This window comes from Bacillus sp. TH19 (genome assembly GCF_016651075.1).
Classification (GTDB): Bacteria; Bacillota; Bacilli; order Bacillales; family Bacillaceae_G; genus Bacillus_A; species Bacillus_A mycoides.
On the sequence record NZ_JAEKEO010000007.1, the window covers coordinates 1,188,257 to 1,214,503 of the forward strand.

General features: G+C 36.2%; 26 protein-coding genes, 2 pseudogenes and 2 other annotated features. Of the genes and pseudogenes, 21 read left to right on the top strand and 7 right to left on the bottom strand.

The window, feature by feature from the left end; all coding sequences use genetic code 11:
* Positions 1-10 precede the first annotated feature (10 nt).
* A complete protein-coding gene (locus JFU54_RS09885) occupies positions 11-1,765 on the top strand; it encodes a peptidoglycan D,D-transpeptidase FtsI family protein (RefSeq protein WP_201064349.1) in 1,755 nt (584 codons plus the stop codon).
* A gap of 116 nt (positions 1,766-1,881) precedes the next feature.
* On the top strand, positions 1,882-2,532 hold the full coding sequence (locus JFU54_RS09890) for a YrrS family protein (protein WP_201064350.1): 651 nt from the start codon (positions 1,882-1,884) through the stop codon (positions 2,530-2,532).
* Positions 2,533-2,567: 35 nt separating this feature from the next.
* Here JFU54_RS09890 and JFU54_RS09895 read toward each other — a convergent pair whose 3' ends face one another.
* Positions 2,568-2,783 carry a YrzA family protein gene (locus JFU54_RS09895; protein WP_002015268.1) on the bottom strand — a complete coding sequence of 72 codons (216 nt, stop codon included), beginning with the start codon at positions 2,781-2,783 and terminating at the stop codon, positions 2,568-2,570.
* 137 nt (positions 2,784-2,920) lie between these two features.
* On the opposite strand from JFU54_RS09895, the gene JFU54_RS09900 reads away from it, so the two are divergent.
* The 13 genes from JFU54_RS09900 (at position 2,921) to JFU54_RS09960 (ending at position 14,762) form a co-directional block, all read left to right on the top strand.
* The gene (locus tag JFU54_RS09900) at positions 2,921-3,559 is read left to right on the top strand and encodes a class I SAM-dependent DNA methyltransferase (protein WP_002015267.1); all 639 of its coding nucleotides are present in this window, start codon (positions 2,921-2,923) and stop codon (positions 3,557-3,559) included.
* A 14-nt stretch (positions 3,560-3,573) separates the two neighbouring features.
* Positions 3,574-4,269 (top strand): 5'-methylthioadenosine/S-adenosylhomocysteine nucleosidase, encoded by a 696-nt coding sequence (gene mtnN, locus JFU54_RS09905; RefSeq protein WP_002015266.1) that lies wholly within the window; start codon positions 3,574-3,576, stop codon positions 4,267-4,269.
* 82 nt (positions 4,270-4,351) lie between these two features.
* Positions 4,352-5,275: an O-acetylserine dependent cystathionine beta-synthase gene (locus tag JFU54_RS09910; RefSeq protein ID WP_002034120.1), complete on the top strand. Its 924-nt coding sequence runs from the start codon at positions 4,352-4,354 to the stop codon at positions 5,273-5,275.
* 3 nt (positions 5,276-5,278) lie between these two features.
* The gene (locus JFU54_RS09915; protein WP_002034121.1) at positions 5,279-6,412 is read left to right on the top strand and encodes a bifunctional cystathionine gamma-lyase/homocysteine desulfhydrase; all 1,134 of its coding nucleotides are present in this window, start codon (positions 5,279-5,281) and stop codon (positions 6,410-6,412) included.
* 260 nt (positions 6,413-6,672) lie between these two features.
* Complete coding sequence (gene adhE, locus JFU54_RS09920; RefSeq protein ID WP_002034122.1) at positions 6,673-9,276, top strand: bifunctional acetaldehyde-CoA/alcohol dehydrogenase; 2,604 nt, start codon at positions 6,673-6,675, stop codon at positions 9,274-9,276.
* 126 nt (positions 9,277-9,402) lie between these two features.
* A complete protein-coding gene (locus tag JFU54_RS09925) occupies positions 9,403-9,639 on the top strand; it encodes a YrhC family protein (protein ID WP_002034123.1) in 237 nt (78 codons plus the stop codon).
* 147 nt (positions 9,640-9,786) lie between these two features.
* Entirely contained in the window at positions 9,787-10,734 is a 948-nt protein-coding gene (locus tag JFU54_RS09930) for a helical backbone metal receptor (RefSeq protein ID WP_201064351.1), read from the top strand.
* A 5-nt stretch (positions 10,735-10,739) separates the two neighbouring features.
* On the top strand, positions 10,740-11,768 hold the full coding sequence (locus JFU54_RS09935; protein WP_002015259.1) for a FecCD family ABC transporter permease: 1,029 nt from the start codon (positions 10,740-10,742) through the stop codon (positions 11,766-11,768).
* Positions 11,755-12,573, top strand: a complete 819-nt coding sequence (locus JFU54_RS09940) for an ABC transporter ATP-binding protein (protein ID WP_002129193.1) — start codon at positions 11,755-11,757, stop codon at positions 12,571-12,573. Before JFU54_RS09935 ends, JFU54_RS09940 begins: the two co-directional genes overlap by 14 nt.
* Complete coding sequence (locus tag JFU54_RS09945) at positions 12,540-12,935, top strand: ankyrin repeat domain-containing protein (protein ID WP_002129192.1); 396 nt, start codon at positions 12,540-12,542, stop codon at positions 12,933-12,935. Before JFU54_RS09940 ends, JFU54_RS09945 begins: the two co-directional genes overlap by 34 nt.
* A 294-nt stretch (positions 12,936-13,229) precedes the next feature.
* Positions 13,230-13,757 (top strand): GNAT family N-acetyltransferase, encoded by a 528-nt coding sequence (locus JFU54_RS09950; RefSeq protein ID WP_002015253.1) that lies wholly within the window; start codon positions 13,230-13,232, stop codon positions 13,755-13,757.
* 58 nt (positions 13,758-13,815) lie between these two features.
* Positions 13,816-14,274: a GNAT family N-acetyltransferase gene (locus JFU54_RS09955; protein WP_002015252.1), complete on the top strand. Its 459-nt coding sequence runs from the start codon at positions 13,816-13,818 to the stop codon at positions 14,272-14,274.
* A 110-nt stretch (positions 14,275-14,384) separates the two neighbouring features.
* The gene (locus tag JFU54_RS09960; protein WP_002015250.1) at positions 14,385-14,762 is read left to right on the top strand and encodes a hotdog family protein; all 378 of its coding nucleotides are present in this window, start codon (positions 14,385-14,387) and stop codon (positions 14,760-14,762) included.
* 39 nt (positions 14,763-14,801) lie between these two features.
* Here the strand turns inward: JFU54_RS09960 and JFU54_RS09965 are convergent, their stop codons facing one another.
* A complete protein-coding gene (locus JFU54_RS09965; RefSeq protein ID WP_002015249.1) occupies positions 14,802-15,347 on the bottom strand; it encodes a helix-turn-helix domain-containing protein in 546 nt (181 codons plus the stop codon).
* Between the two features lie 156 nt (positions 15,348-15,503).
* Here JFU54_RS09965 and JFU54_RS09970 point away from each other — a divergent pair, with 156 nt between their 5' ends.
* Positions 15,504-15,908, top strand: coding sequence for a DoxX family protein (locus tag JFU54_RS09970; protein ID WP_002015248.1), 405 nt, complete (start codon positions 15,504-15,506; stop codon positions 15,906-15,908).
* Between the two features lie 21 nt (positions 15,909-15,929).
* The gene (locus JFU54_RS09975) at positions 15,930-16,787 is read left to right on the top strand and encodes a VOC family protein (protein ID WP_098635923.1); all 858 of its coding nucleotides are present in this window, start codon (positions 15,930-15,932) and stop codon (positions 16,785-16,787) included.
* A gap of 16 nt (positions 16,788-16,803) precedes the next feature.
* On the opposite strand, the gene JFU54_RS09980 is transcribed toward JFU54_RS09975, so the two are convergent.
* The 3 genes from JFU54_RS09980 to JFU54_RS09990 form a co-directional block, all read right to left on the bottom strand.
* Complete coding sequence (locus JFU54_RS09980; RefSeq protein WP_002143198.1) at positions 16,804-17,118, bottom strand: 4a-hydroxytetrahydrobiopterin dehydratase; 315 nt, start codon at positions 17,116-17,118, stop codon at positions 16,804-16,806.
* On the bottom strand, positions 17,099-18,853 hold the full coding sequence (locus JFU54_RS09985; RefSeq protein WP_098635924.1) for an aromatic amino acid hydroxylase: 1,755 nt from the start codon (positions 18,851-18,853) through the stop codon (positions 17,099-17,101). Before JFU54_RS09985 ends, JFU54_RS09980 begins: the two co-directional genes overlap by 20 nt.
* Positions 18,854-19,015: 162 nt before the next feature.
* Positions 19,016-19,243, bottom strand: a binding site (T-box leader).
* A gap of 51 nt (positions 19,244-19,294) precedes the next feature.
* Positions 19,295-19,523: a binding site (T-box leader), on the bottom strand.
* A 70-nt stretch (positions 19,524-19,593) separates the two neighbouring features.
* Positions 19,594-22,341 carry a S8 family peptidase gene (locus JFU54_RS09990; protein ID WP_078184451.1) on the bottom strand — a complete coding sequence of 916 codons (2,748 nt, stop codon included), beginning with the start codon at positions 22,339-22,341 and terminating at the stop codon, positions 19,594-19,596.
* A 229-nt stretch (positions 22,342-22,570) separates the two neighbouring features.
* On the opposite strand from JFU54_RS09990, the gene JFU54_RS09995 reads away from it, so the two are divergent.
* Positions 22,571-23,809 carry a TolB family protein gene (locus tag JFU54_RS09995; protein WP_201064352.1) on the top strand — a complete coding sequence of 413 codons (1,239 nt, stop codon included), beginning with the start codon at positions 22,571-22,573 and terminating at the stop codon, positions 23,807-23,809.
* 43 nt (positions 23,810-23,852) lie between these two features.
* On the opposite strand, the pseudogene JFU54_RS10000 reads toward JFU54_RS09995, so the two are convergent.
* Both JFU54_RS10000 and JFU54_RS10005 read right to left on the bottom strand, forming a co-directional pair.
* Positions 23,853-23,974, bottom strand: a pseudogene (locus JFU54_RS10000) (DUF4023 domain-containing protein).
* 72 nt (positions 23,975-24,046) lie between these two features.
* Positions 24,047-24,385, bottom strand: coding sequence for a hypothetical protein (locus tag JFU54_RS10005; protein ID WP_002143190.1), 339 nt, complete (start codon positions 24,383-24,385; stop codon positions 24,047-24,049).
* A 169-nt stretch (positions 24,386-24,554) separates the two neighbouring features.
* On the opposite strand from JFU54_RS10005, the gene JFU54_RS10010 reads away from it, so the two are divergent.
* The 3 genes and pseudogenes from JFU54_RS10010 (at position 24,555) to JFU54_RS10020 (ending at position 26,244) form a co-directional block, all read left to right on the top strand.
* Positions 24,555-25,130 carry a histidine phosphatase family protein gene (locus tag JFU54_RS10010; protein WP_002143189.1) on the top strand — a complete coding sequence of 192 codons (576 nt, stop codon included), beginning with the start codon at positions 24,555-24,557 and terminating at the stop codon, positions 25,128-25,130.
* Positions 25,131-25,527 (top strand): annotated as a pseudogene (locus JFU54_RS10015) (hypothetical protein); the annotation flags it as partial. It lies immediately after the preceding gene.
* A 216-nt stretch (positions 25,528-25,743) separates the two neighbouring features.
* A complete protein-coding gene (locus JFU54_RS10020; protein ID WP_044442499.1) occupies positions 25,744-26,244 on the top strand; it encodes a DoxX family protein in 501 nt (166 codons plus the stop codon).
* Positions 26,245-26,247 lie beyond the last annotated feature (3 nt).

The window sequence follows — 26,247 nt, forward strand, 5'->3', positions numbered from 1 at the left end:
GGTGTTTTTTATGAAAATGAAACGGAGAATTATAATTGTTTTAATTTGTTTTATGGGTGTGATTTTTTTATTACTTTGTCGTTTAATCCAAATACAGATTATAGATACGGAATCATTTACTGACCGAAATATCAATCTGATTGAAAAAAGTGTTACGCAACGAACACAATCACTTACAGTAGATAATGGAAGAGGGCATTTTACAGATCGAAATGGTAAGGAAATTGGTGAAGAGAAATATCCAGTCTTAATTATTTTTCCATTTTTACAAATAAAAAATGACATGTTAGAGAAAATTGCGCATATCATTGGTGTGTCGAGACAAGAGATAAGACTGCAAATGAAAAATAAGAATCAAGCATTTATATTACGAAAGGAGAATACCCCATTTCAATTAACGCTCGAGCAGATGAAGAAGGTAAATCAATTAGATATTTTAGGTATTGTAGCAGCAGAAGTTCGACTGAAGCAAATGGGGGAGGCAAATCATTTAATTGGTGATGTGGGAGAGAATGAACAGGAATTTCAAAAGCGTTATGGAGAAATGAAAAAAACTTCGAAACAAACGCCAATTGGTATTTCTGGATTGCAACAATCATTTGATGAATTTTTACTGACTGATGGAGAAGCGAAAGTACTATATCAAGTGGATCGACAAGGAGAACCGATTTTTGGGAAGCAGGCGAAATACACTTCACCAGGAAATCCATTTTATCCAGTTACTATTCAAACAACAATACATAAAACGTTGCAACGACGAGCAGAGAAGATTATAGATGAAAACGGAATAAAAAAAGGTGGGTTAGTATTACTAGACATAAAGAATAGTGAAGTTTTAGCAATGGTAAGTAGGCCTTCTTTACAGATGAATGATAGGAGGATATATAAATCTACACTTGAAAATCAAATGTTAACTCCTCATTTTCCGGGGTCTGTTTTTAAAACAGTAGTTGCAGCAGCAGTAATTGATGAGAATCTGGTGCGGTTTAATCGTACATTTAACTGTAATACGGATTTATACGGTGAAAATCTTCCACAAGTTATGATGGGGTCATTAAACTTTAAGGAAAGCTTTGCTAGAAGCTGTAATCGAACGTTTGCCGTATTAGGTGATGAACTAATGCAAAAGGATAGGGAAGTATTAGAAACGTATTTAGAGGCCTTAGGAGCAAGTGAGAAGGTAGGTTGGAAAGGTTCAGTGTTTCATACACCAGAATTTGAGCAATTGCCAGAAGAAAAGAGTGCTATTATTTGGGGAAGCGAAGAAAATAAAGATAGTAGAAAAGCGATTGCTCAAACGATGGTCGGACAAAAAGATGTACGTGTGTCACCTCTAGCTATAGCGAATATGATGGCGACAATTGCTAGAGGTGGAGAGAAGATGGAAGTGAAAGCTGTGAAAAAAATAGTGTATAAAAATGGAACCGACTTTTTTGCATTTGAAAATCATAAATTAAATGGGAAACAGCTTTCTTATGAAACGATGAAAAAATTACAACAGTTGTTAAGAGCCGTTGTAACGATGGAGAAAGGAACGGGAACCGCATTCCGTTCGTTGCCACTAACTGTCGCTGGAAAATCTGGGACGGCACAAACAGGAAAAGGAGAGAGGGTGAATCGCTGGTTTGCAGGTTATTTTCCATATGAAAACCCAAGATATGCTTTAGTTGTAGTTGATATAGAAACAGATAGTAATGAAAATGTAGTCACACCAGTTTTTGCAGAAATGGTAGAGGCAATTCATCAATTAGAAATTGAAAAGTAATCTTGCAATTATTTATGAAATGTTTTCATTTCGTGAAAATATTATTGTAAATGTTCAACCTTTCTAGATTTAATGTTACAATAGCAAGTATGAAAAACTGCATGGAGGTTTGAAGAATGGCAGGAGGATCTAGATTCCAACAGAAACAACAAAAACGTCGTCAAAACGGTGTTTTAAATATTGCAATCGCTATTGTATTAGTAGCAGTAGCTATTGTAGCATATCAATTGTTTGTTCCTGACACAAAAGAGCAAGCGTCTTCTAATGATAAAAAGGTAGCTCAGCAAACAACAAAAGAGAATAAAGCTGAGAAAGCTAAAGGTAAAGAAGAGCCGAAGAAGAATGAGCAAGATAAGACAGAGGCTAAGAAGAAGGAAGAAGAAGAGAAGCAAAAGGCTGAGGAAGAAAAGAAAAAAGCTGAAGAAGAAGCGAAAGCTAACGAGAAAGCACCAGCTGAAAAAACACAGTCACAGGCAACAGATGCTTATACGAAATCTTCTTGGAAGCCAGTAGGTACAGAGCAAGGTGCAGCACCTGCGATGACGTTTAAAAAAGGTACAGCAGATTGGAATGAGATGAATCAAGCGATTTCAGCTGCAATTGACGTTCCAGTAAATCAATTAGTTATCCATAGAATTGGAAATAACGGTAAGAATAAAGCTTACGGTAACGTACAAGATAAACAATCAGGTAAAAAATATTATGTGAATATTGATTGGGTAGACAATGAGGGCTGGAAACCAGTACTTGTTCAAACTCTAAACTGAAAAAGAGAGGCTCATTAGGAGCTTCTCTTTTTTAGTTAGCGTAATTTCTTTAATTTAAAATGAACAACCGCGCTATAATATGGTCTTTTGCTTTCAGGATCCATAATCATTTGGTGAGAAATATGATGAACTTCGAGCATAAGTGCTTTATTATTATCAATTTGTTCGTTAATTTTTTTTTCTAGAGAAACTAAGTTTGCAGCCTCGAAAAATTCTACTTTATCTTCTAACATTTCAAAGGTAAATGACACGAAGATGCCCCCTCTCCTATGATAATCACCTATAGTGTAACAAAGAAAAGAAGGAAATACTACGTACATTTCAATTGACATTTTTAGAAAGAGAGAATATCATACTGATAAAACCGATAAGAAAAAGGGGAATTTTTATGGGAACAGAATTTAATGGTTTATTTGATGAATGGGCTCATACGTACGACTCATTTGTACAAGGCGAAGATATACAATATAAAGAAGTTTTCGCCCATTATGAGGACATTTTAGAGGATGTAGTTAACAAGTCATTTGGCAACGTATTAGAATTCGGTGTTGGTACTGGCAATTTAACAAATAAATTATTACTTGCTGGTCGCACAGTTTACGGTATAGAACCGTCACGCGAAATGCGTACTATTGCAAAAGAGAAATTACCAAAAGAGTTTTCAATTACAGAGGGTGATTTTCTTTCATTTGAAGTCCCAAATTCAATCGATACTATTGTGAGCACTTACGCATTTCATCATTTAATAGATGAAGAAAAAGACGTAGCAATTGCGAAGTATAGTCAATTGCTAAACAAAGGTGGTAAAATAGTGTTTGCTGATACGATATTTGCAGATCAAGATGCATATGATAAAACTGTCGAAGTAGCAAAACAAAGAGGTTTTCATCAGTTAGCAAACGATTTGCAAACAGAATACTATACACGTATTCCGATCATGCAATCTATTTTTGAAAACAATGGCTTCCACGTAACGTTTACGAGATTAAATCATTTCGTTTGGGTAATGGAGGCAACTAAGCAATAGAAAGAGGGATTAGATTGAGAATTGCTGTAATTGGAGCAATGGAAGAAGAAGTACGTATTTTACGTGACAAACTAGAACAAGCAGAAACAGAAACTGTTGCAGGTTGTGAATTTACGAAAGGGCTATTGGCAGGACATGAAGTAATCTTGCTAAAGTCTGGTATTGGTAAAGTAAATGCAGCGATGTCAACGACAATTTTATTAGAAAAATATAAGCCTGAAAAAGTAATTAATACTGGTTCAGCTGGTGGATTCCATCACTCTCTAAATGTTGGTGATGTAGTTATTTCAACAGAAGTTCGTCACCATGACGTAGATGTAACAGCATTTAACTACGAATATGGTCAAGTGCCAGGAATGCCACCTGGATTTAAAGCTGATGAGGCATTAGTTGCATTAGCTGAGAAATGTATGCAGGCAGAAGAAAATATTCAAGTTGTAAAAGGTATGATTGCAACAGGTGATTCATTTATGAGTGATCCGAACCGCGTTGCAGCAATTCGTGATAAATTTGAAGATCTTTATGCAGTAGAAATGGAAGCAGCAGCTGTTGCGCAAGTATGCCACCAATATGAAGTTCCGTTTGTTATTATTCGTGCACTTTCTGATATTGCTGGTAAAGAATCAAATGTTTCATTTGATCAATTTTTAGATCAAGCAGCTCTTCATTCTACAAACTTTATCGTAAAAGTACTAGAAGAGTTAAAGTAATGTAACAAAAAGGCAACTGTCTCATATAAAGAAAATACATACAGTTGCCTTTTCTTTATTGGCAAATAAGGGGGAGAACACGATGAATGTATATCGTGGAGTTCATGAGTTGATTGGTCATACACCAATCGTGGAAATTACTCGTTTTTCACTTCCGAAAGGAGTCCGTTTATTTGCAAAGCTTGAATTTTACAACCCAGGCGGAAGCGTTAAGGATCGTTTAGGAAGAGAATTAATCGAAGATGCACTAGAAAAAGGGCTTGTTGCAGAGGGCGGAACAATTATTGAACCGACGGCTGGGAATACTGGCATTGGACTGGCACTTGCAGCGTTAGAACATGATTTACGCGTCATTGTTTGTGTACCAGAGAAATTTAGTATTGAAAAACAAGAATTAATGAAAGCGCTAGGTGCAACGGTCGTGCATACACCGACTGAGCAAGGAATGACCGGCGCAATTGCAAAGGCAAAAGAATTAGTAAAGGAAATACCGAATTCATACTCTCCAAGTCAGTTTGCTAATGAAGCAAACCCTCGTGCTTATTTCAAAACACTAGGTCCTGAACTTTGGGATGCGCTGAATGGAGAGATTAATATATTTGTTGCAGGGGCAGGAACTGGCGGTACGTTTATGGGAACTGCGTCTTATTTAAAAGAAAAAAATATTGATATTAAAACGGTTATTGTAGAACCAGAAGGATCTATTTTAAATGGCGGTAAAGCTGGTTCACATGAAACAGAAGGTATTGGTCTTGAATTCATTCCACCATTTTTAAAAACATCTTATTTTGATGAAATTCATACGATTTCTGATCGAAATGCATTTTTACGCGTAAAAGAATTGGCGCAAAAGGAAGGCCTTCTCGTTGGAAGCTCTTCAGGAGCGGCATTTCATGCAAGCTTACTTGAGGCAGAAAACGCAGCACCAGGTACAAATATTGTAACGATTTTTCCGGATAGCAGTGAGCGCTATTTAAGTAAAGACATATACAAAGGATGGGAATAAAAAATGAGAGCAAAGACAAAGTTAATTCATGGTATTCGCATAGGAGAACCTTCAACTGGATCTGTAAACGTGCCGATATATCAAACGAGTACGTACAAACAAGAAGCAGTTGGTAAGCATCAAGGATATGAATATTCACGAACAGGTAATCCAACTCGTTCAGCTTTAGAAGAAATGATTGCAGTGTTAGAAAATGGTCATGCTGGATTTGCATTTGGTTCAGGGATGGCAGCTATTACAGCAACTATTATGCTATTCTCAAAAGGAGATCACGTCATTTTAACAGATGATGTTTATGGCGGTACGTATCGCGTTATTACAAAAGTACTAAACCGTTTCGGCATTGAGCATACATTTGTAGATACAACAAACCTAGAGGAAGTTGTAGAAGCAATTCGCCCAAATACGAAAGCGATTTATGTGGAAACACCAACGAATCCATTACTGAAAATTACTGATATTAAGAAAATATCCGCTCTTGCTAAAGAGAACGATTTATTAACAATTATTGATAACACATTCATGACGCCATATTGGCAGTCGCCAATTTCTTTAGGAGCAGACATTGTACTTCATAGTGCAACGAAATATTTAGGTGGGCATAGTGATGTAGTTGCAGGCCTAGTAGCTGTAAATAGCCCGCAACTAGCAGAAGACCTTCATTTCGTACAAAACTCAACAGGAGGTATTCTTGGACCACAAGACAGCTTCTTACTACTTCGTGGTTTAAAAACATTAGGAATTCGTATGGAGGAGCATGAAATAAATTCACGCGCAATTGCTGAGTTTTTAAATAACCATCCGAAAGTAAATAAAGTATATTATCCAGGTCTTGAATCACATCAAAATCATGAATTAGCAAAAGAACAGGCGAACGGATTTGGTGCAATCATCTCATTCGATGTAGATAGTGAAGAAACATTAAATAGAGTACTTGAGAAGTTACAGTACTTTACACTTGCTGAAAGCTTAGGAGCAGTAGAAAGTTTAATTTCCATTCCATCACAAATGACACATGCATCAATCCCAGCAGATCGCCGTAAAGAATTAGGAATTACAGATACATTAATTCGAATCTCTGTTGGTATTGAAGATGGAGAAGATTTAATTGAAGATTTGGCACAAGCACTAGCATAGTAAAAATGCACTGCTAATATAGAGCAGTGCATTTTTATTATATTAATTTGTGAAATGTTTCACAAATTAGACATACACAAATGAAATGATTTCATGTATATTAAATTCATGAAATATTATTCACGAACAAACTTGTGAAATGTTTCACAAACAATGAGATTCATGTAGGAAGGTAACTCTATTTTTTTACGCTAATCGGGACTTTTTATGACCTGTAGGGACTTATGAAGTCCAAGATAGCAGAATAGGAGGAAATTTACATGGTAGTCAAAGAGAAAGTTGTAAATGAAATGCAAGAGGTAAAAGAGATGATTGATACGTTAGTAGATAACGGTCAAAAAGCTTTACAAGCATTAGAAAGTTTTACACAAGAGCAAATTGACAACATTGTTCATGAAATGGCGCTTGCGGGTGTCGATCAACATATGCCGCTTGCGAAGTTGGCTGTTGAAGAAACGGGCCGTGGCGTATATGAAGATAAATGCATTAAAAATATTTTTGCCACTGAATATATTTGGCATAGTATAAAGAAAGATAAAACGGTAGGAATTATTCATGAAGATCCTCATGAAGAAATAATAGAAATCGCAGAACCTGTCGGTGTAGTAGCTGGGGTAACGCCAGTAACGAACCCAACATCGACAACAATGTTTAAAGCATTAATCGCGATAAAAACGAGAAATCCAATTATTTTCGCATTTCATCCTTCTGCACAAAACTGTTCCGTTGCAGCGGCAAAAACAGTATATGATGCAGCAGTGAAAGCTGGTGCACCAAAGCATTGTATTCAATGGATTGAAAGACCTTCTGTGGAAGCAACGAAACAATTAATGAACCATGATGGTGTCGCACTCGTTCTAGCAACTGGAGGGGCTGGTATGGTGAAATCGGCTTATTCTACTGGTAAACCCGCGCTAGGTGTAGGGCCAGGTAATGTACCATGTTATATAGAGAAATCGGCACATGTAAAACGTGCTGTTAATGATTTGATTTTATCGAAAACATTTGATAACGGTATGATTTGTGCGTCAGAACAAGCCATCATTGTAGATAAGGAAATCTATAATGATGTTAAAGCAGAAATGATTGCAAATAATTGTTATTTTGTAACAGAGGAAGAGAGAAAGAAATTAGAAAAGCTTGTTATTAATGAAAATACATGTGCAGTAAATAGTGATATTGTTGGGAAATCAGCACAGTATATTGCTGAATTAGTAGGAATTACTGTACCTGAACATACAAAAATGCTTGTAGCTGAAATTAAAGGCATCGGAGCAGCGTATCCACTATCTCGTGAGAAACTGAGCCCAGTGTTAGCTTGTGTAAAAGCAAATTCATTAGAAGAAGGATTTACATATTGCGAAGAAATGTTAGAGCTTGGTGGCCTAGGGCATTCAGCGGTTATCCATTCTACAAATAAAGAAGTACAAAAACAATTTGGGTTACGTATGAAAGCCTGCCGTCTCATTGTAAATGCACCTTCATCACAAGGTGGAATTGGTGATATATATAATGGATTTATTCCATCACTTACGCTTGGTTGTGGCTCCTACGGGAAAAACTCAGTTTCCCAAAACGTAACGGCGACTCATTTATTAAATATAAAAAGGTTGGCAAATAGAAAAAAGAATATGCAGTGGTTCAAATTACCACCCAAAATTTATTTTGAAAAACATGCGACAGCATATTTAGCAAACATGCCTAACATTTCCCGCGCATTTATTGTAACGGATCCAGGGATGGTTGAGCACGGTTATGTAGATACAGTTACGCACTATTTACGTAAGCATGCAAATGATGTGAAAGTTGAAGTTTTCTTTGAAGTTGAGCCAGATCCATCAGATGAAACTGTATTTAAAGGTGCGGACATGATGAAAAGCTTTAAACCAGATGTAATTATCGCGCTTGGTGGCGGTTCAGCTATGGATGCAGCAAAAGGGATGTGGTTATTCTATGAGCACCCAGAAACGACATTCTATGGAATAAAACAGAAGTTTTTGGATATAAGAAAACGTACATGTAAGTATCCGAACTTGGGAAATAAAGCACAATTTGTTGCCATTCCAACAACATCAGGGACGGGATCAGAAGTGACGCCATTTGCGGTTATTACAGATAAGAAAAATAATATTAAATACCCGCTTGCGGATTATGAATTAACACCAGATGTAGCGATTGTTGATCCGCAATTTGTAATGACAGTACCACCTCATGTGACGGCAGATACTGGTATGGACGTATTAACACATGCAATTGAAGCGTATGTGTCTGTTCTGGCAAATGACTATACGGATGGTTTAGCATTAAAAGCAATTGATCTCGTATTTAAATATTTACCGAGAGCATATAAAAATGGAAATGATGAAGAAGCACGAGAAAAAATGCATAATGCTTCCGCAATCGCAGGGATGGCATTTGCAAATGCTTTCCTAGGTATTAATCATAGTTTAGCACATAAAATTGGACCGGAATTCCATATTCCGCATGGACGTGCGAATGCAATTCTTATGCCGCACGTAGTTCGCTACAATGCTATTAAGCCAAGAAAACACGCATTGTTCCCAAAATATGAGCACTTTGTGGCTGATGAACGCTATGCACATATTGCGAGAATGCTCGGGCTTCCAGCAAGCTCAACAGCGGAAGGTGTGGAATCACTCGTCCAAGCAATTATTGAGCTTGGAAAAAGCTTAAATATAAATATGAGTATTGCAGGACAAGGAGTTGCTAAAGACCAATTTGAAGGGGTTGTTGGATTATTAGCAGAAAGAGCTTTTGAAGATCAATGTACAACAGCTAATCCAAAATTACCGCTCATTTCAGAGCTGAAAGAAATCTATATGGAAGCATATAAAGGCGTATAATAGATAAAAAAGAGCCGCGAGTAAGCGGCTCTTTTTTACTTTGGAAAACATCTCCCAGATTGGTTCTATTTACTTGTCTTTAAGCTTGATAGAATGTGATAAAGTGAGGATGGGAGTGATAAGCAGATGAAAGAATTACAAGAAAAAATAGCAGATTATACCCGGTTTGCACAAGTACTTTTAGCTATAAGTACATTTTTAATGATCGGTTTATTAATTCCAAGTGGAATAAAAAGTATGGTACAGTCTTTTGTTATGATGGGGAGTATTATTGTATTTTTAGTTCTTGCTTTTTTCTTCTTTAAGCGTGTTAGAACGATGCGTGATCAATTAGAGGAGAGCGAATATGAAGAAAATTGTTAAATAGGGCGCTACGAAAAGAAGAAATCTTTTTGTAGCGTTTTTTCATTTTTGTAGAAAATGTATGCGTTTCATATTGACAATGATAATCCTTATCAATTAAAGTAGAATAGTAGTTAATGATTATTATTATCAATTAGAGGTGAAAGAATGAACAAATCTATTACGCTGTTCACAGCGATCTTATCTATTTTTTTCTTATTAATAGGTTGCAGTGCAAAAGAAAACGAAAAAGCATCCGCAACAAAAACAGACAAAGGAACAGACAAAATCGAAATTACCGATCTCTCAGACAGAAAGATAACATTCAATAAAGTTCCTGAAAGTTTTGCTACGTTGAGTATGGGAGACATGGATATTATTCATGCTTTAGGTGGAAAAATAGTAGGTCGTCCTGATACAAAATTAACTCTCCCAGAGGAATTAAAGAAAGCACAAGTAATCGGGAATGCACATCAACCGAATTTTGAGCAAATTGCTAGTTTAAAACCGGATGTACTTGTTGCTAACAATGGATTCCAAAAGAACATTCCAACGGTCGAAGGACAAGGAACAAAAGTAATCATTTCTTCAGCCAACTCTGTAAAAGATATTCAAAAGGGTATTGAAATGTATGGAACAGTAATGAAGAAAGAAGATAAAGCAAAAGAGCTTAACCAAAAAATTAATGATCAAATGAAAAAATATGAGAAAAAGAGTGATGTTAAAGCGTTGCTAGTTTATGGAGCACCAGGCACTTATTTAGCAGCATTACCAACATCTCTATCAGGGGATATTTTAGAAAAAACAGGCGGGAAAAATATCGCAGCTAGTTTTCCAGAAATGAAAGAGTATCCGCAATATGCACAGCTAAGTGTAGAACGTATTATTAAAGCAAATCCAGATGTGATTTATTTAATTACACATGGAGATCCCAATAGTGTGAAAAAAGCATTTGAAGGCGAAATGATGAAAAATGAAGCATGGAAAAATTTAGATGCAGTAAAACAAAATCGTGTAGTTATTTTACCACCAGATTTATTTGGATCAAATCCTGGGACGAAAGTTACAGAAGCGATGGACTTTATGTATAAAAGTATACAAGATGTAAGGAAATGATAAGTATGGAGAGTAGTGAAATAGTAAGAGAAAAGGAACATCCTTTTGCGAGAAAAAGGTGGATAATAACAGTTACTTTAGTCGTATTAACTGTTCTAGGTCTTTTTTATGGCCTTTTTGCAGGGAGCTTATCTTTTTCTTTACGAGACATTATAGAAGGTATACAAGATGAAGGTTCGACAGTTCATCGAATTGTATGGGATCTTCGTATACCGAGAGTGCTCGTTGGTTTTATAGTAGGAACGTGTTTAGCTGCATCAGGAGCATTATTGCAAGGGGTTATGAGAAATCCTCTTGCAGATCCTGGAATTATCGGAGTTTCATCAGGAGCAGGTCTTGTAGCAATTATAATCATGATTTTATTTCCTCAACATATGGCATTCTTACCACTAGGAGCGTTTTTAGGAGCTTTTATTACAGCAATGGTCATTTACGCACTATCATGGCAAAAGGGGGCGCCACCTTCACGAATTGTATTAGTAGGTGTTTCAATAAACGCCTTAATTGGTGCAGCGACTTCAGCGCTAATGTTATTACATAGCGACAAAGTACAATCAGTTTTACCGTGGTTAGCTGGTGGTATTGGTGGTGTTAGTTGGGCACATTTAAATATGATTATTTACTATGCGATATTCGCTATTATATTAGCTTTCTTCGGTATTAAACATATTCGAGTATTAATGCTTGGGGATGAAATGGCAAAATTATTAGGATATAACGTGGAAAGAAGTCGGTTTTATTTAATAGTAGTAAGTACAATGTTAGCTGGAATAGCAGTTAGTGTTTCTGGTCTTATTGGATTTGTCGGTCTTGTTGTACCGCATATGTTACGTTTATTAGTTGGAAATGACTATAAATATTTACTGCCATTATCATGCCTTGGCGGTGGGATATTACTTGTTTTTGCGGATGCGATAGCTCGAAGTTGGTTCGATCCAATCGAATTGCCTGTTGGTATTTTATTGTCCTTCTTAGGTGGTCCGTTCTTCTTATATTTAATCCATAGAGGAGGAAAACAACGTGATTTCCGTTAACAAAGTGTTTTACGCACATTCTGAAAGATTTCAAATGCAAAATATGAATGTACATATTAAAGCTGGAGAAATCGTTAGTTTAATCGGTCCGAATGGATCGGGGAAATCTACTTTGCTTCGTTTAATAGCACGGCTACTTAAACAAAGCGAAGGAGACATCATTTTAGATGGGGAAAATATTTATACGATGAAGAGTGCAGATGTAGCGAAGCAATTAGCGATGTTACCACAAATGCACGATCATCAATTAGATTTAACAGTGAAAGAACTAATAGAGTTCGGAAGAGGTCCTCATAAATCATGGAGTAGTCGCTTAAATAAAGAAGATGAAGAAATTGTTGATTGGGCATTGTCTGTTACAAAGCTTGAAGGGTATGAATATCGTCTTTTACAATCCTTATCAGGAGGAGAAAGGCAACGTGCTTGGATTGCAATGACGCTTGCACAACGCACAAATGTCTTACTATTAGATGAACCAACAACCTTTTTAGATATCGTCCATCAGTTAGAAGTAATGGAACTTGTTAAACGATTAAACGAAGAGTTTGGTATGACGATTGTAATGGTTTTACATGATATTAATCAAGCGGCTCAATATAGCGATCGTTTACTCGTATTAAAACAAGGGAAGATTCAGTATGATGGCGTACCAGAAGAAGTACTATGTCATCAAATGTTTCAGCGTGTATTTGGAATTGAAGTTGATATATTCCAAGGGAGTGACAAGCCATTTTTTACACCGAAACGAATTTGTGAAAAGGGAGAAGAGAGATGCAAACAGACGAGCGTATTACCACTGAGTTAGTAAGGGAATTTGTTATGGCAGCTCACGGAGATCTAGAAAGAGTACAGGAGCTTTTGGCCGAATCACCAAGCTTACTTCATGCTTCTTATAATTGGGGTGGCTCAGATTGGGAAAGTGCCTTAGGAGCAGCGGCCCATGTAGGCCGTAAAGATATTGCTCTTTATTTACTGGAAAAGGGAGCTCGGATGGATATTTTTGCAGCAGCTATGCTGGGTGAACTTGAAGTCGTACAAGCCATTTTAGTAGCACAACCAGAGGCATTACGTGCATCTGGCCCACATGGCATCTCTCTTCTTCAACATGCACGAATGGGTGGAGAAAAAGCTCAGCGTGTATTTGAGTACTTAACAGTGCTTTCTTAATGACCGCAAAGTTCTTATGTGCGGTAAACTTTCCACTCAAAGGATTGGAAGGTTTACCGCCCGTTAGAACGGGATAAGTATCTAGTATATTTGAAAATCCTACACCCCCTCAATTGTAGCTTTCTTTATACTAGTTATGATATGGATGCAGTAGACACTCTTTTGTCTACTGCTTTTTTTTGATATAATACACTTTTATAAGATTGAATTTTCTTTCTTTTTGGTAACTTTCTTGATATGAATTATTCAACACTTACGTAGTTTGAAATATGTTGTTATGTAATGAGGTTCAAAATGATGGGAGTGAATAAAAGAGTGTTCCATACAGATCGCTTACAATTTCGCAAATATACAATGGATGATTTACCATTTTATGCTTCTTTATGGGGGGATGAGAAGGTAATGCGCTATATTGGAAATGGAACGTTAAAAACATTTATGCAATGTAAAAAAAGTTTGGAGGAGAGGGTACTTCCAAATTATAAAAATGGTCTCGGTTTATTTGTAATGATTGAAAAGGAAACAGGGATAAGAATTGGTCATGCAGGACTTGTCAAGCAGAAGGTAGATGGAAAAGAGGAAATTGAGATTGGCTATTGGCTACTTCCTAAGTATTGGGGGAAAGGGTATGCGAAAGAGGCTGCGGCGGCATTTCGAGACTATGGTTTTCAAGCATTACAAATGAATAAATTAATTTCACTTATTAATCCGAACCACCCAGCTTCAATATTTGTTGCTAGAAAAACAGGGCTTAGTTATGAGAAAACAACTTCATTTCATGAGATGGATGTTCTCGTTTATTCCATTAAGCGGGTTGGATGAAAAAAGGTGAATTGCATTTTTTGGAGAATGGTATATAAAAAATAAAGGGAGGGATTACATGTATATTTATCATAATGGACTAATTATTCGTGAAGGAACGAATGGAGTGCCAGCATATGCGATTAAGACATTATTTGAAGATGCTGGCTGGAGTAATGATAATATCCCTTCTTGGCAAATTGAAAAGTTTACGATTGCATTTGAAAATTCAACATGGGCTTTCACAATTTGGGATGAAGAAGAAATGGTCGCGATGGTTAGAGTTATTTCTGATCAAATCATGGTTGCTAACATAGTAAATTTAGTTGTGAAGTGTGAGTATAGGGGGAAAGGGTTAGGTAAGAAACTTGTAGCTCTTTGTTTACAAAAGCTTCCGCATGGCGATTGGTTTGCGCATACGTCCGCTAACAATTTTGATTTTTATAGAAGTTGTGATTTTGAAGTAAGAGAGTTATCAAGAAATGGAACATGTGCGTACTATGGGTATCAAGTGGCAAAAAAGGAAGGGCATCGATAACTTATAAGGTAATAAAGAAAAAGGATTGCTATTTTAATAATATAAACTGAACTGAGACTCATTTTGTGATAAAATAAAAGAAAATTCAGTTTATTAAACGGGGGATAAAAATGAATGTAAAAGTTGGGGATATATTTAAATACGAAAGAAGATTTACCGAGGAAGAAGTTTTTGAATTTGCAAATATTACAGGCGATAAAGGTAGACATCATATGGAATATGATGAGAATGGACGATTAATGGTCCATGGTTTATTGACTGCTAGCATTGGGACGAAAGTAGGCGAAGAGTTACATTACATAGCGAGGGAATTAGTAAGTGAGTTTATTAGACCAGTTTTTACAGGAGATACGGTTACTTGTGAATTAACTTTAACAAATATTGAGCAAATGGAAGGATATAAAAAAGTTTCAATTGAGTCAGTTTATCGCAATCAACATGAAAAGACCGTACTAGTTGGGACGAGTTATGGAATTATAAGGGAATAAAAAAGAAGCCTGTTACGAAACAGGCTTCTTTTTTATCGTTTAGTAAACACGTTTTCGATTTTCCGCATGACTAGAGATAAGTAATAATGCAGATTCTTCACCTATATTGCGAACAATATGAGGAACGCATGCATTCCAAGAGAAAGAATCACCTTCTTCTACAATCGCAATATCTTCTCCATGTTGAACTTCTAGTTTTCCGCGTAATACAAGATGACACTCTTCACCTTCATGAGCATTTGGTGAGTTTTCTTTCGGGAATCCGGCAGAAATTTCTACTAGAGATAGGCGGAGACCACCTTGCTCCGCAACATGCTCAATTCTTTGTTCATCTTTTCCATACACACTGTATTTACGCTCTTCTTTTTTTACAATTTTTAAACGATCTTTTTGTTCTAACAATAAATATGGAAGGGGAACATTTAAAAAATTAGCGATCATTTCTAAAGTTGAGATAGATGGTGATGTTTTATTGTTTTCAACCTGACTCATAAAGCCTTTAGAAAGACCTGTTCCTTCACAAATTTGGGCAATCGTAATTCCTCTACGTTGACGAATTTCACGAATCGCAGAACCGATATTCATAAAATCATGCTCCTTTTTGTAAACAACTATTTGTATCATAGCAAAAAAAAAATATTTTTTCTCATGAAAAATGAATTGACGAATAAAAATAATTAGTGTATGTTTTGTAATGTAAATAAAAGTTTTGTATAACAAAACTACAAAGGAGAGAAAGAAATGAATCAACATATTGGTAACTTAATTATTCGTATCGTGTTAGGGGTAACGTTCTTTATGCACGGTTTAACAAAATTCCAATCAGGAATTGACAATATTGCAGGGTGGTTTACAAGCATTGGTTTACCAGGAGGACTTGCATACGGTGTAGCAACAGTTGAATTAGTTGGAGGTCTATTGTTAATTCTAGGTTTAGGCGTAAGGTATATTGGCTTATTATTTGCACTTGTTATGGTTGGAGCGATTGTGAAAGTAAAATGGTCAGCTGGTTTGTTAGGAGACGGGAAAAATCCTGGATTTGAGTTAGAACTTGCATTATTAGCGATGGGTGCTTACTTATTTGTTGCGAAAGCTAATGGTTTTGTAGATAATTTCTTAAAAGAGAAAATGTTAAAGAAGAATTAATTAAAATGGGGGTATAACAAAATGGGCTTTCCACTTCATCCCGAAACAACACTTGGGGTTGTTCATTTATATGTATCAAATTTAAAGAAATCGCTAGAGTTTTATACAGAAGTATTGCGTATGAAGGTACTGGAAGAAAAAAGTACAATCGTTACGTTTGGTAATGAGGACAATGAGCCACTTCTCATAATAGAAGAAAAGGAAGACGCTCTTCCGAAGCAAAGAGGTCGAACTGGTTTATATCACTATGCAATTTTATTACCAAACAGACAAGACTTAGCAAATATTCTTCGTCATTTTGTTGAGAGAGTACACCCATTACATGGTGGGGCTGACCATTACTTTAGTGAAGCTCTTTATTTAGCTGATCCAGATGGAAACGGGATTGAAATTTATCATGATCGCCAAAAAGAAGTTTGGCATGATGAAAATGGAGAGTTACCATTTGTTAGTAACCCGTTAGACGGCGAAGGATTATTACAACAAGGAAATACATGGAATGGGTTCCCGGCTGGTACTGTGATGGGGCACATTCATTTACATGTAGCTGACTTAGAAGAAGCGAAACGTTTCTATGTTGATGGCCTTGGTTTTGATGTAACGATTCCAGCTCGTAATGGAGCGTTGTTCGTATCAGCAGGTGGTTATCATCACCATATCGGTTTAAATACATGGCAGGGTGAAGGTATACCACCACAAATGCCAAATTCCGTTGGTTTGAAATATTTCACAATTGTACTAGCAGATGAAAAACAAAAAGAGCAAGTGTGTGAAAGTTTAAAATATATTGGCGTAGTTGCTACGTATAAAGATGGAATATTACAGGCCAAGGATCCGTTTGGACATTGTATACATTTTAAAGTGAAAAGAGAAGCCTAAAAAGGCTTCTCTTTTTTCACTTTCTTATAATAGCTTTTTCATTTTGTAAAAATAGGTCATCAAATTGCTTTGCAAGGTCAAAATCTAGTTTCGTTAAACCTTTTGCATTCCATGATGACAAAGTAATAATGACTGCTTTATACTGGATAAGGATAAATGGGTGGTGATTATGTTCTTCTGATAGTTTGGCGGCTTCAGAGACAAATTCGACTCCTTTTAAGTAGTCGGAAAACATATATTTTCTTTCAATCCATTTTTCATCTTTCACTGTCCATTTATCCAGCTTTGTTAATTCCTCTTGTACTTCTTCATTAGTTAATCGTAGCATCATTTTTCACATCCTTTACCTGCAGTAACGCAAGACCATTGTTAATAAGACGTGTTACAGATTCTTCAGTTGTGAAAGTAGAAAGTTGTTGTAATAATGCTGCTGATGCTTCGTGACCTTTGTTATGTTCTAAAAGCAATTCTAAAATTTCAAGACGAAGCAACCATTCTTTCGGATAAAATTTATTTAATACTTCTTGAATAGCTATTAATTGATCAGTATGAGTATCGTGTAAAATACTATCGTTACGTATATCTCGAACTGTTTGATACATACGTTCAAGCTTATTCAGTACAAGTGGATCAGGCGTTTCTTGTACTTCTTCATTCATCGGGAAAAATGCAGCCGCATCTGCCGCTCCTGGGAATACAGAAGTGATTTGTGAGCCGACAGCCATATCAAATGCTCCCCATGAAGGATCAAATAATAAGCGATCTTTATGAGTAACTGCACAATTTATAAAGGAGATAAGAGCAATTTTTTTATCATTCTTTACAATGTCTGTTACTGTTCCTTTTACATGAATGCCACTTGCAAAAGTAAACTCTGCACTGCTTCCAATTGTAATGCCTAATGATTGTAATTGTTCTTCTGTACAATTTTCTAATGCAATATCTCCATCTAGTAATCCGATTGGTGTCCCGAATCCATCGCTGTGCACAGATGTAGAATGATTTGCTAGTTGTTTATTATGAATTGCTAATGCAGTTGGTGAGCTTGTTCGTGTGTAAATAACTTCACCAGTATCATTTTTAATTGTCTCTGTAAATGTACCCGTAATTTGTAATCCACTACTTAGCTCAGTTGTAGCATGATTTTCGGAGCGGATTGCTTTTTCTAATCCTTCTGTTCCACCTGTTTTAAATGCCATCGTTGTAGAGAACTGCTCAAGGGCCTCAGTCAATTCTTCAAATGATTCACAAACAAATAGCTGTGGTTGCATTTTTGTTACATCATAAGTTGTCCCGGTGCAAGCTTCAATTGAGAATGGGACTTTCTTTACAGCGTTTGTTAAGCACTGCTTACTTTCACCGACAGAGGAAAGGAGACCAGCACCGTAAATTTTCGGATCATTTATATTGCCGATTAAGCCGTATTCCACTGTCCACCAGAATAAACGTGAAATTTGTTCTGCTTCTGATAAACCAGAAACTAAGTTTTGTTTTTCGATTACAGCATTTTCAGCAACTGCAACTTCTTCAGGTGTAGAAGTAGGGCTTTCTTTTACGATCGTTAATGTACGAACGGCTTCAAAAGCATCATGTTCTTCTTTTGTGGAGAAAGCTTTCGCTCCAATTTGTCCAAAGCGTTTCACATATTTTGCATATGTAGAATCAAGCAAAATCGGTGCGTGGCCTGCAGCTTCATGAACGATATCAGGAGCGGGTGTATACTCGATATTTTCTACTTTACGAATATCTGTTGCGATTGGTAGTAATCCATGACCTTGAAAATCGAAGAATGCGACGCCGGGAATAAGTCCGTCAATCGTTACGGCACCCCAGCCGCTTGGTGCTAAACAGTCATTCATTTCTTCTACTTTTGGAATTGCATCTATATTAATACCAGATGATTGTAGTCCGTTAACATAGGATGGATGAGCAACATCTTTTAAGAAGCTATGGTTTTGTCTCATAATGTAACGCCAAACAGCGTGATTCACCGGTGTGTATTGATCATAATGCTGTGTGGATACGAATGGTTTTAAATGTGATGGAATTTCTTTTTTCTTTGTCATTTAGACGTCCTCCTTTTTCTCTATAAAAATGAATACCAGTTTTGTATAGCTTGTACCACCTCCTTTCAGAATTGTAAGCGCTTATAAAATTTTATCATAACATTCGAAATTCTTTAACAACTGTTTGCGTGAGAAATAGAAAAATCCCCTATCGGAAAATCCGATAGGGGCGAAAAAATCGCGGTACCACCCTATTTGTAAGTGAAAATATACTTACATCTCAACTAATGATAACGGAAAAATTCCGTCTTTTCCTTCATGCATAAAAGCACTACGAAAAAGAAGCTCCAGAATTGTAATTCGTACTTATATATGTGCTAATTTCCACCGATCATTAGCTCTCTGAAACAGGGATACAAGATACTACTGCGATTCTTTCAACGCGTATATATGAAGTTATTTAAAAGGGAAGGACGCAAAAAAGCCCCTATCGGAAAATCCGATAGGGACGATAAAAATCGCGGTACCACCCTATTTGTAAACAATTAATTGTTTACCACTTACTTTAAGATAACGGAAAGATCCGTCTTTCTCTTCATGCATAAAAAGCATTACGGGAAAGAAGCTCCAGAATTGTAATTCACGCTTGTATATGTACTGATTCGCACCAACCATCAGTTCTCTGAGACAGGGATATAAGTCGCTACTAGTATTCCTTCAAAGCCGATATATAATTCGTTCAACTAAACTATGTTTTGTATTATAAAACTATATTTAAAAGCTTGTCAACAATAATTTTATTATCTCACTTCTAAATCGACGTTTAAATTAGACTTATTTCCAGCTGCATCGGTTGCTACAATATGAATTATATTTTTTCCTTGTTGTAATTGGTTACGATCGAAGTAAATGTCGTAACTTTTCTCCCAAGGGTTCAGGAACGCACTTTCCCACACGCCATTTCCGTTAATTTCATATTGTATCGTTACTGGATGTCCTGGAGCAACCCATCCAGATTCTGTCATCCAATCTAAAAGTATATCATCTACTTTCCCTCTAATTACGAGGTTTTCTTGATCTACTTCAGACGATAACTTCGGTGCAGTACGATCGACAAATACAGCTCCTGTTTGCTTTGTTTCTCCACCAGAGTTAGAAGCAACAGCTTCGATTTGGTATAAGCCATCAGGTAGAGGAGATCCGTCAGTTTTCGTACCATTCCATTTGAAAGATTTATAACCAGGTGTTTCATTTTTCCCTTGATGTATCATGCCTTGATATGCTACACGGTCTTTCGTAATTAAATTAGCGTGAAATGTTACATCCTCAACTGGTGTAACTAAATAGTAATTGATCAGGTTGTCATCTAGTATTTTGTCATTATTTGGACTGAAAGTAGAATTAACGATTTCAAGGCCATCAATACGCTTGTATTCTTTCGGATCGATGCTAAATGTAAATGGAATACGCATTTCTTCAGTCTTCCCTTGCTCTTTTACATATAGATTTCCTGTATATACACCTTGTGGTAAGGAGCTATCTACAGTAATAGTAAAAGGCTTTTCGATGTTACTATTAGGTTTCATACTAATAGAAGAAGAGAAAGAAGTCTGGACTTTTGTTTTTGTATCTAGTAATTCAATACGAGTTGAAAAGTTTTTCTTTTTGTTAGAAAGATTTTGTAACGTAACATTTTGTGTTAACTTCACTTTACCGCTATTAGGTTTAATAAGACCGAAACTTACATTGTTAGGTTTCACTAATGCATCTGTTTGAGCGGCTTTTGGAATGTTAATTAAACCAGAGCCTTGTGCCATAACAGGATATGTATTTTCATTGACATCCTTTAATGTTTTTGCAGTATTGGCAAGAGCTGCTTTCAATTGTTCTGTCGTCCAATCAGGGTGCATTTGACGGAGTAGGGCAACAGCTCCTGTTACTTGCGGCGCAGCCATACTTGTCCCGTTGTGAGATTCATAGCCACCTCCCGGCACTGTACTAGTAATTTTCACTCCAGGTGCAACAATATCAGGTTTTATAAGCCAACTACCTTGAGAGGGTCCTCTTGAACTAAAGTTACCAATAAGTTCTGTTTGCTTTGGTTGTCCAATTTTTATATTTTTCTTTCGTTTTGTAATTAAAGTTTTTAACTCTTCGCCATTTGTATTTGATAGTTGCATAACTGGAAGAGCTACATCTTCACGTGCAAAATATTCGGGCATAAGATTAATTTCTTTTTCGTTAGAAATTAGTAGCACGCCGAGAGCGCCAGCTTGTTTCGCTTGTTCTGCTTTTACTAACGTGCTTGAAGTTCCTTGTAAAACAAGGGCGAACTTACCTTTCACATCTTGTTTAGCGTAATCGCTTGAATTACCGTAGCCAACATAGACAAGCTGAGCATCGTTTCCTACTTGGAAGTCTGCTTTTGATAACGGTAATCCTTGGTAAAATTTATTGGAACCAGCTACTTGGAATGTTGGAAATGGAATAGATACAGTAGATGCACCAACAGAGATGACACTACTTGCGTTACCAGGAGCGTCAACAGACCAAGGTTTTGGTCCATCATTTCCATTTGAGACGACTGCAGTAACACCAAGTTTTGCTGCGCGTTCTAACGTCATTGTTACAGGTTGATCAGGTACATTCAAATCTTGACCAAGAGATAGATTTAAAACATCCGCACCATCTTGAATAGCGCGCTCAATACCTTGAATAATATCTTCGGTCGTACCAGTACCACCATCATTCATGACACGGTAAGCAAGTATAGAAGCATTCGGAGCAATCCCCTTTATTTTTCCGTTACCAGCAATAATTCCTGCAACATGGGTACCGTGAACGTTTCCATCCATCGGATCATTATCCTCATCGACTGTATCATAGCCACCGATATAATTTGCTTGTAAATCAGGATGGGTATAGTCGACACCTGAATCGATAATAGCGACTTTCATCCCTTTTCCATCAAGGGATTTGCCAGTCGGGTCTTTTAAATTCCAAGCTTCAGGTGCACCAACTGTAGGGCCTCCAACGTTTGGTGTTTCTTGATCTGCTAGGCTTTTTGACGTTTCATGTAATTTATATGTTAAGTTCGGATAAATTGCTTTTACTTCAGGTAAAGAAGCTAGAGCGGCAATTTGATCCCCTGGGATAGAAATAGAAAATCCAGAAAATAACGTACTATACGTTTCTTTTATGGTTGCTTTCGGTGCTTTTTCTTTTATTTTCTTTGTTGTATCCTCTTGTGCTTTTTTTAGTTGTGCATGGTATGATTGCACATTGCTATTTTGTAGGTCCGGAGCATGTTGAATGTTACTTTGTGAAGCGAGTGGAGCATGTTGCAATTCTACAATAACTGAAATTTCTTTGGATGTTTTTGTTTCAACATTTTGCGCGATTTTGTTTTCTCCCCATTGTTCAATATTTGCTTTTAACTGTGGGCTAAATTGCTTCTCTTTTTGCAGTGATTCAGCATGGGCGCTTAATGCTCCAAAGCTCGAAAAGACGAGCGCCATACTTAATAGTGTTGATGTAGTTTTCTTCATTGAAACTCCCTCTAATAAAAAGTGCCAATTTTTTGAAAATAAATATTGCATTTTTATCGTTAATTATAGGAACGGATGTTGGCTAAACTATACATTCGACATAATTCATACCAAACCTCTTTGAATTGAAAATTTCTTGGGAAATTTTTTGGAATTATGTCGAATGGATAATATTTGCATATAGTAAGCGGAATATGAGGAATGCTAAAGGGGGAAATGGGGGTGCTATATGAAAAGGTTTATAGTAAGTGGAATCGTGATTTTGTTCCTTTTTTTCTGTTCAAGTTCTATTACTAGCGCAGAAAACAATGGAGTAAAAGTTGCCTTTATTCGTAATCATAATCTATGGATTAAAGTCGGTGAAAAAGAAAAACAAATTACAAAAGGAGAGTACATAACAGGACCGAAATGGTCACACAATGGAGAATGGCTTGCATATGCAAAAGGAAAGAAGCGAAATCACTTTGAACTGTATCGGCTGAAAGATGGAAAGAAAGTTACGCCATCTCAATCAGAAGCATCGAATTATCAATGGTCACCAACAGAGAATATAATTGCATTTGTATTTGCACGCACATTAAATACATTTGATGCTGAAAAAAAGAAAGCAGATTTTGAAAACGTAGCTAATGGTGTAGGTGACTATGCATGGTATCCTGATGGTAAGAAGTTTCTTGTATCATCAGAAGCGTACTTGCTTCCAACAGGATGGACAGGTGCTCAGTTATATGAAATACAAAAGGATGCAAATATGAATCCTCATAAGATGAAACATTTATATGCACTACCGAATGAGCATGATGATTTTTTAGCATTAGTTGGAAGTGGATTTAAGTGGTCGCCAGATCAAAAATGGATTTCGTTTTTGGCAGTACCAACAGCTTCTTTGTCAGCTGATAGTAATACCCTTTGCTTAATTCGATCAGACGGCAGTCGTTTTGAAACAGTAGATCAAATGTTATTAAACACACAATGGTTCAAATGGGCGCCATCAAAAAATATAGTAGCCTATATTGAAGGAAGCGGGAGAGTTGCTTTAGAGAATAAGCATTTAAAAATAAAAGAATTGCCGGTTCTCCAGCAAAATACATTTACTCCAAAAGGCTATGTTGATTGGGACTTCACATGGAAGAACGAGAATGTAATTATCGTTTCAAGGGCAAAGGAAGCAGAGCTATCGGTCCCTCTAGAAAAAAGACCACTACCATCTTTATATGAAATAAATAGTACAACAGATGAACAACATCAAATTACAAAGCCATCCAATAGCAAAGGCGATTATAACCCTATTTTTAGTAAGAAAAGCAACCAATTAATGTGGCTCCGTTCAAATCGTAAGAAAGCTGATGTATGGCTTGCTCATAACGATGGAAAACATGAGAAGAAGTGGATTGAAAATATAGATGTACCAGAGTGGTATTATGAGAAATGGAATTGGGAAGATGTCGTTTCGGTTACAGACGAGTAAAAAAACCTGCCTGAAATATAATTTTCAGGCAGGTTTTTCAATGTTATTTATGTGTTTTATTTGGCTTTTTTTTGCGGGGTTCCCGTTTCCTTGGCGCTTTCTATTTTGTTCATCTTTTGCTTGTTTTTCATGTAATGTATCTAAAAAATCATTTGAGTTACTCATTTTTATATCTCTCCTTTTTTCATTGCGTCCTAGTTACTATAACCATTTAGGAGGAAAATCATGAGATAAAAGTTAAGCGCTTAGTTTTCTTCGGTAGTATACGTAAAATATGCCATATGTAATGAATAACATAAGTAAAACTTGTAACTCTACATTTTCTTTTAAAATAGTTGCGACAGAAGATGGTAAGTAAGGTGATGTATTGCTCGTTCCTAAACCTAACCATTTGTTTAAGAGGTTCATGATACAAAATATGAAAACACCAGACCAGCTGGCGATAATTGCTTTTTGTTTAATTTTTGTTTCACGCTCATCATCTGTAATCCAAGGATTAGCAGTTTTATCACTATTAAAAAAGCCATTTATGTATCCCCATATGACCATTCCCATAAAGACGATAATCCATTTCATATTTGTAATCCTCCTCTTCTTGTAAAAAGTGTTTTACATATATAATTGTAATATTTTTCAAACGTTAGTGTCAAACACTTTTTACATTCTACTTTTTAAAATAGCAGGAGTAAAGAAAAAAATAGGGAAGAAATATGTGAGACTATTTCCTAGTGAGAGGAAGAGGAGAATGAAGCTTATTTTTGTTCGGCATGGTGAAGGTGAACATACGAAAGATTTACCATTAAGTTTACAAGCAGTGAATCCGCCATTGACGGGCGTGGGAAAGAAGCAGGCTGAATTGCTTCAGTGCGATGTACCATTACAAGAAAAGGATATATTAATCGCTAGTCCTACACTTCGAACTTTACAAACTGCGACAATATGGAGTGCGGAAGTTGCTTGTCAAAAAATTGTTCACCCATATATATCCCCACGTATTTTTCCTTATCGGGAATCCGCCAAAACATTACCGTGCGATCAATTATTAGATCGAAAGATAATACAAAATTTATTTCCACATTTTTCATTAGAAGAAAGTAGAAATGAATTGTTATGGAATGAGGGAGTCAATATCATCTCGGAGATGGAATTTCAGCAAATAGTAGATGAATTTCTGCACTGGTGCTATCAGTTAAAAGCAGAAAAAATTTGTATCGTTGCACACGATGGAACAATTACAGCGTATAGGCAATATTTACATAAAGTCGCTTTAACTAGAGCTGATTTTTTGAAAGAAACGGGTATATATGAAATGGACTTATAGGAGAGGAAATTTGTAATGGAAGAGTTAGGAGAAGATGTGTACGACTTAAATGAGCCGAGAGTATACTTTAGCGTAGCGGAAATTAAGTAATATGCAAAATTGCATATTACACATATTGTAAATGGTTGGTATAAGTTTGGGGAGTTGAAACTAACTAGTAGAATCCTTTTTACATAGTGGTGTAAAATCATATGTTGGATTGATAGATTATGTAGATGGAAATGTAGCACTTATGTTTACAATACGCCTATTTTACGGGTTTATTAACCATGACAAAACGTTAGAAGAAGTTGTTCGAGAAGCGAGATTAACCGATGAGGAGACATGTACATTTCGAGTATATAAACAATATGAAACGGATTTATTCTATATTCGAATGAATGCGTTTCACATTTAACTCACAGTTTTTTTACATTTTCTTCAATGAAAATGATTATCACCTGTGGTATGATATGTTCAAGTTTTTACAGGTAATAAAAGTTACTATATAAACGTTAGTATTTAATATTTTTTATGTATGTCACAAATTATTCACGATTAATGTTTTAAAAGTAAGTAACTAATGTTATTATATTATCTGTAACTGACTTAATTACAACTTTAGGAGGAAGATATGATTATTCAATTTTTAAGAGAAAACAAAGCAGTCTCTTTTGTATTAGCGATAATTCGAGTGTATCTTGGTTACACATGGGTAATGGCTGGAATCGGTAAATTACAAGGGAAAGGCTTCGATGCAACTGGTTATTTACAAGGTGCAATTGAAAAATCTAAAGGAGCACAACCAGCTGTTCAATCTTGGTGGGCATCATTTTTACAAGATTTTGCAATTCCAAACGTTGATTTATTTAATACACTTGTGACGTGGGGAGAAATTTTAGTCGGAATTGGTTTAATTGTAGGCTGTTTAACAAAAACAGCGGTCTTTTTCGGTCTTGTAATGAACTTTTCCTATATGTTTAGTGGGTCAATTGGTGTAAACCCTGAAATGGTTATCTTATCCATGTTCGTTCTTGTTTCTGGTATAAATGCTGGAAAACTTGGAATTGATGGTTTAGTTATTCCAAAAGTACTAGGATCAAAAATTCAAAAACGCCAAAAGCAAGCTGCTTAATAT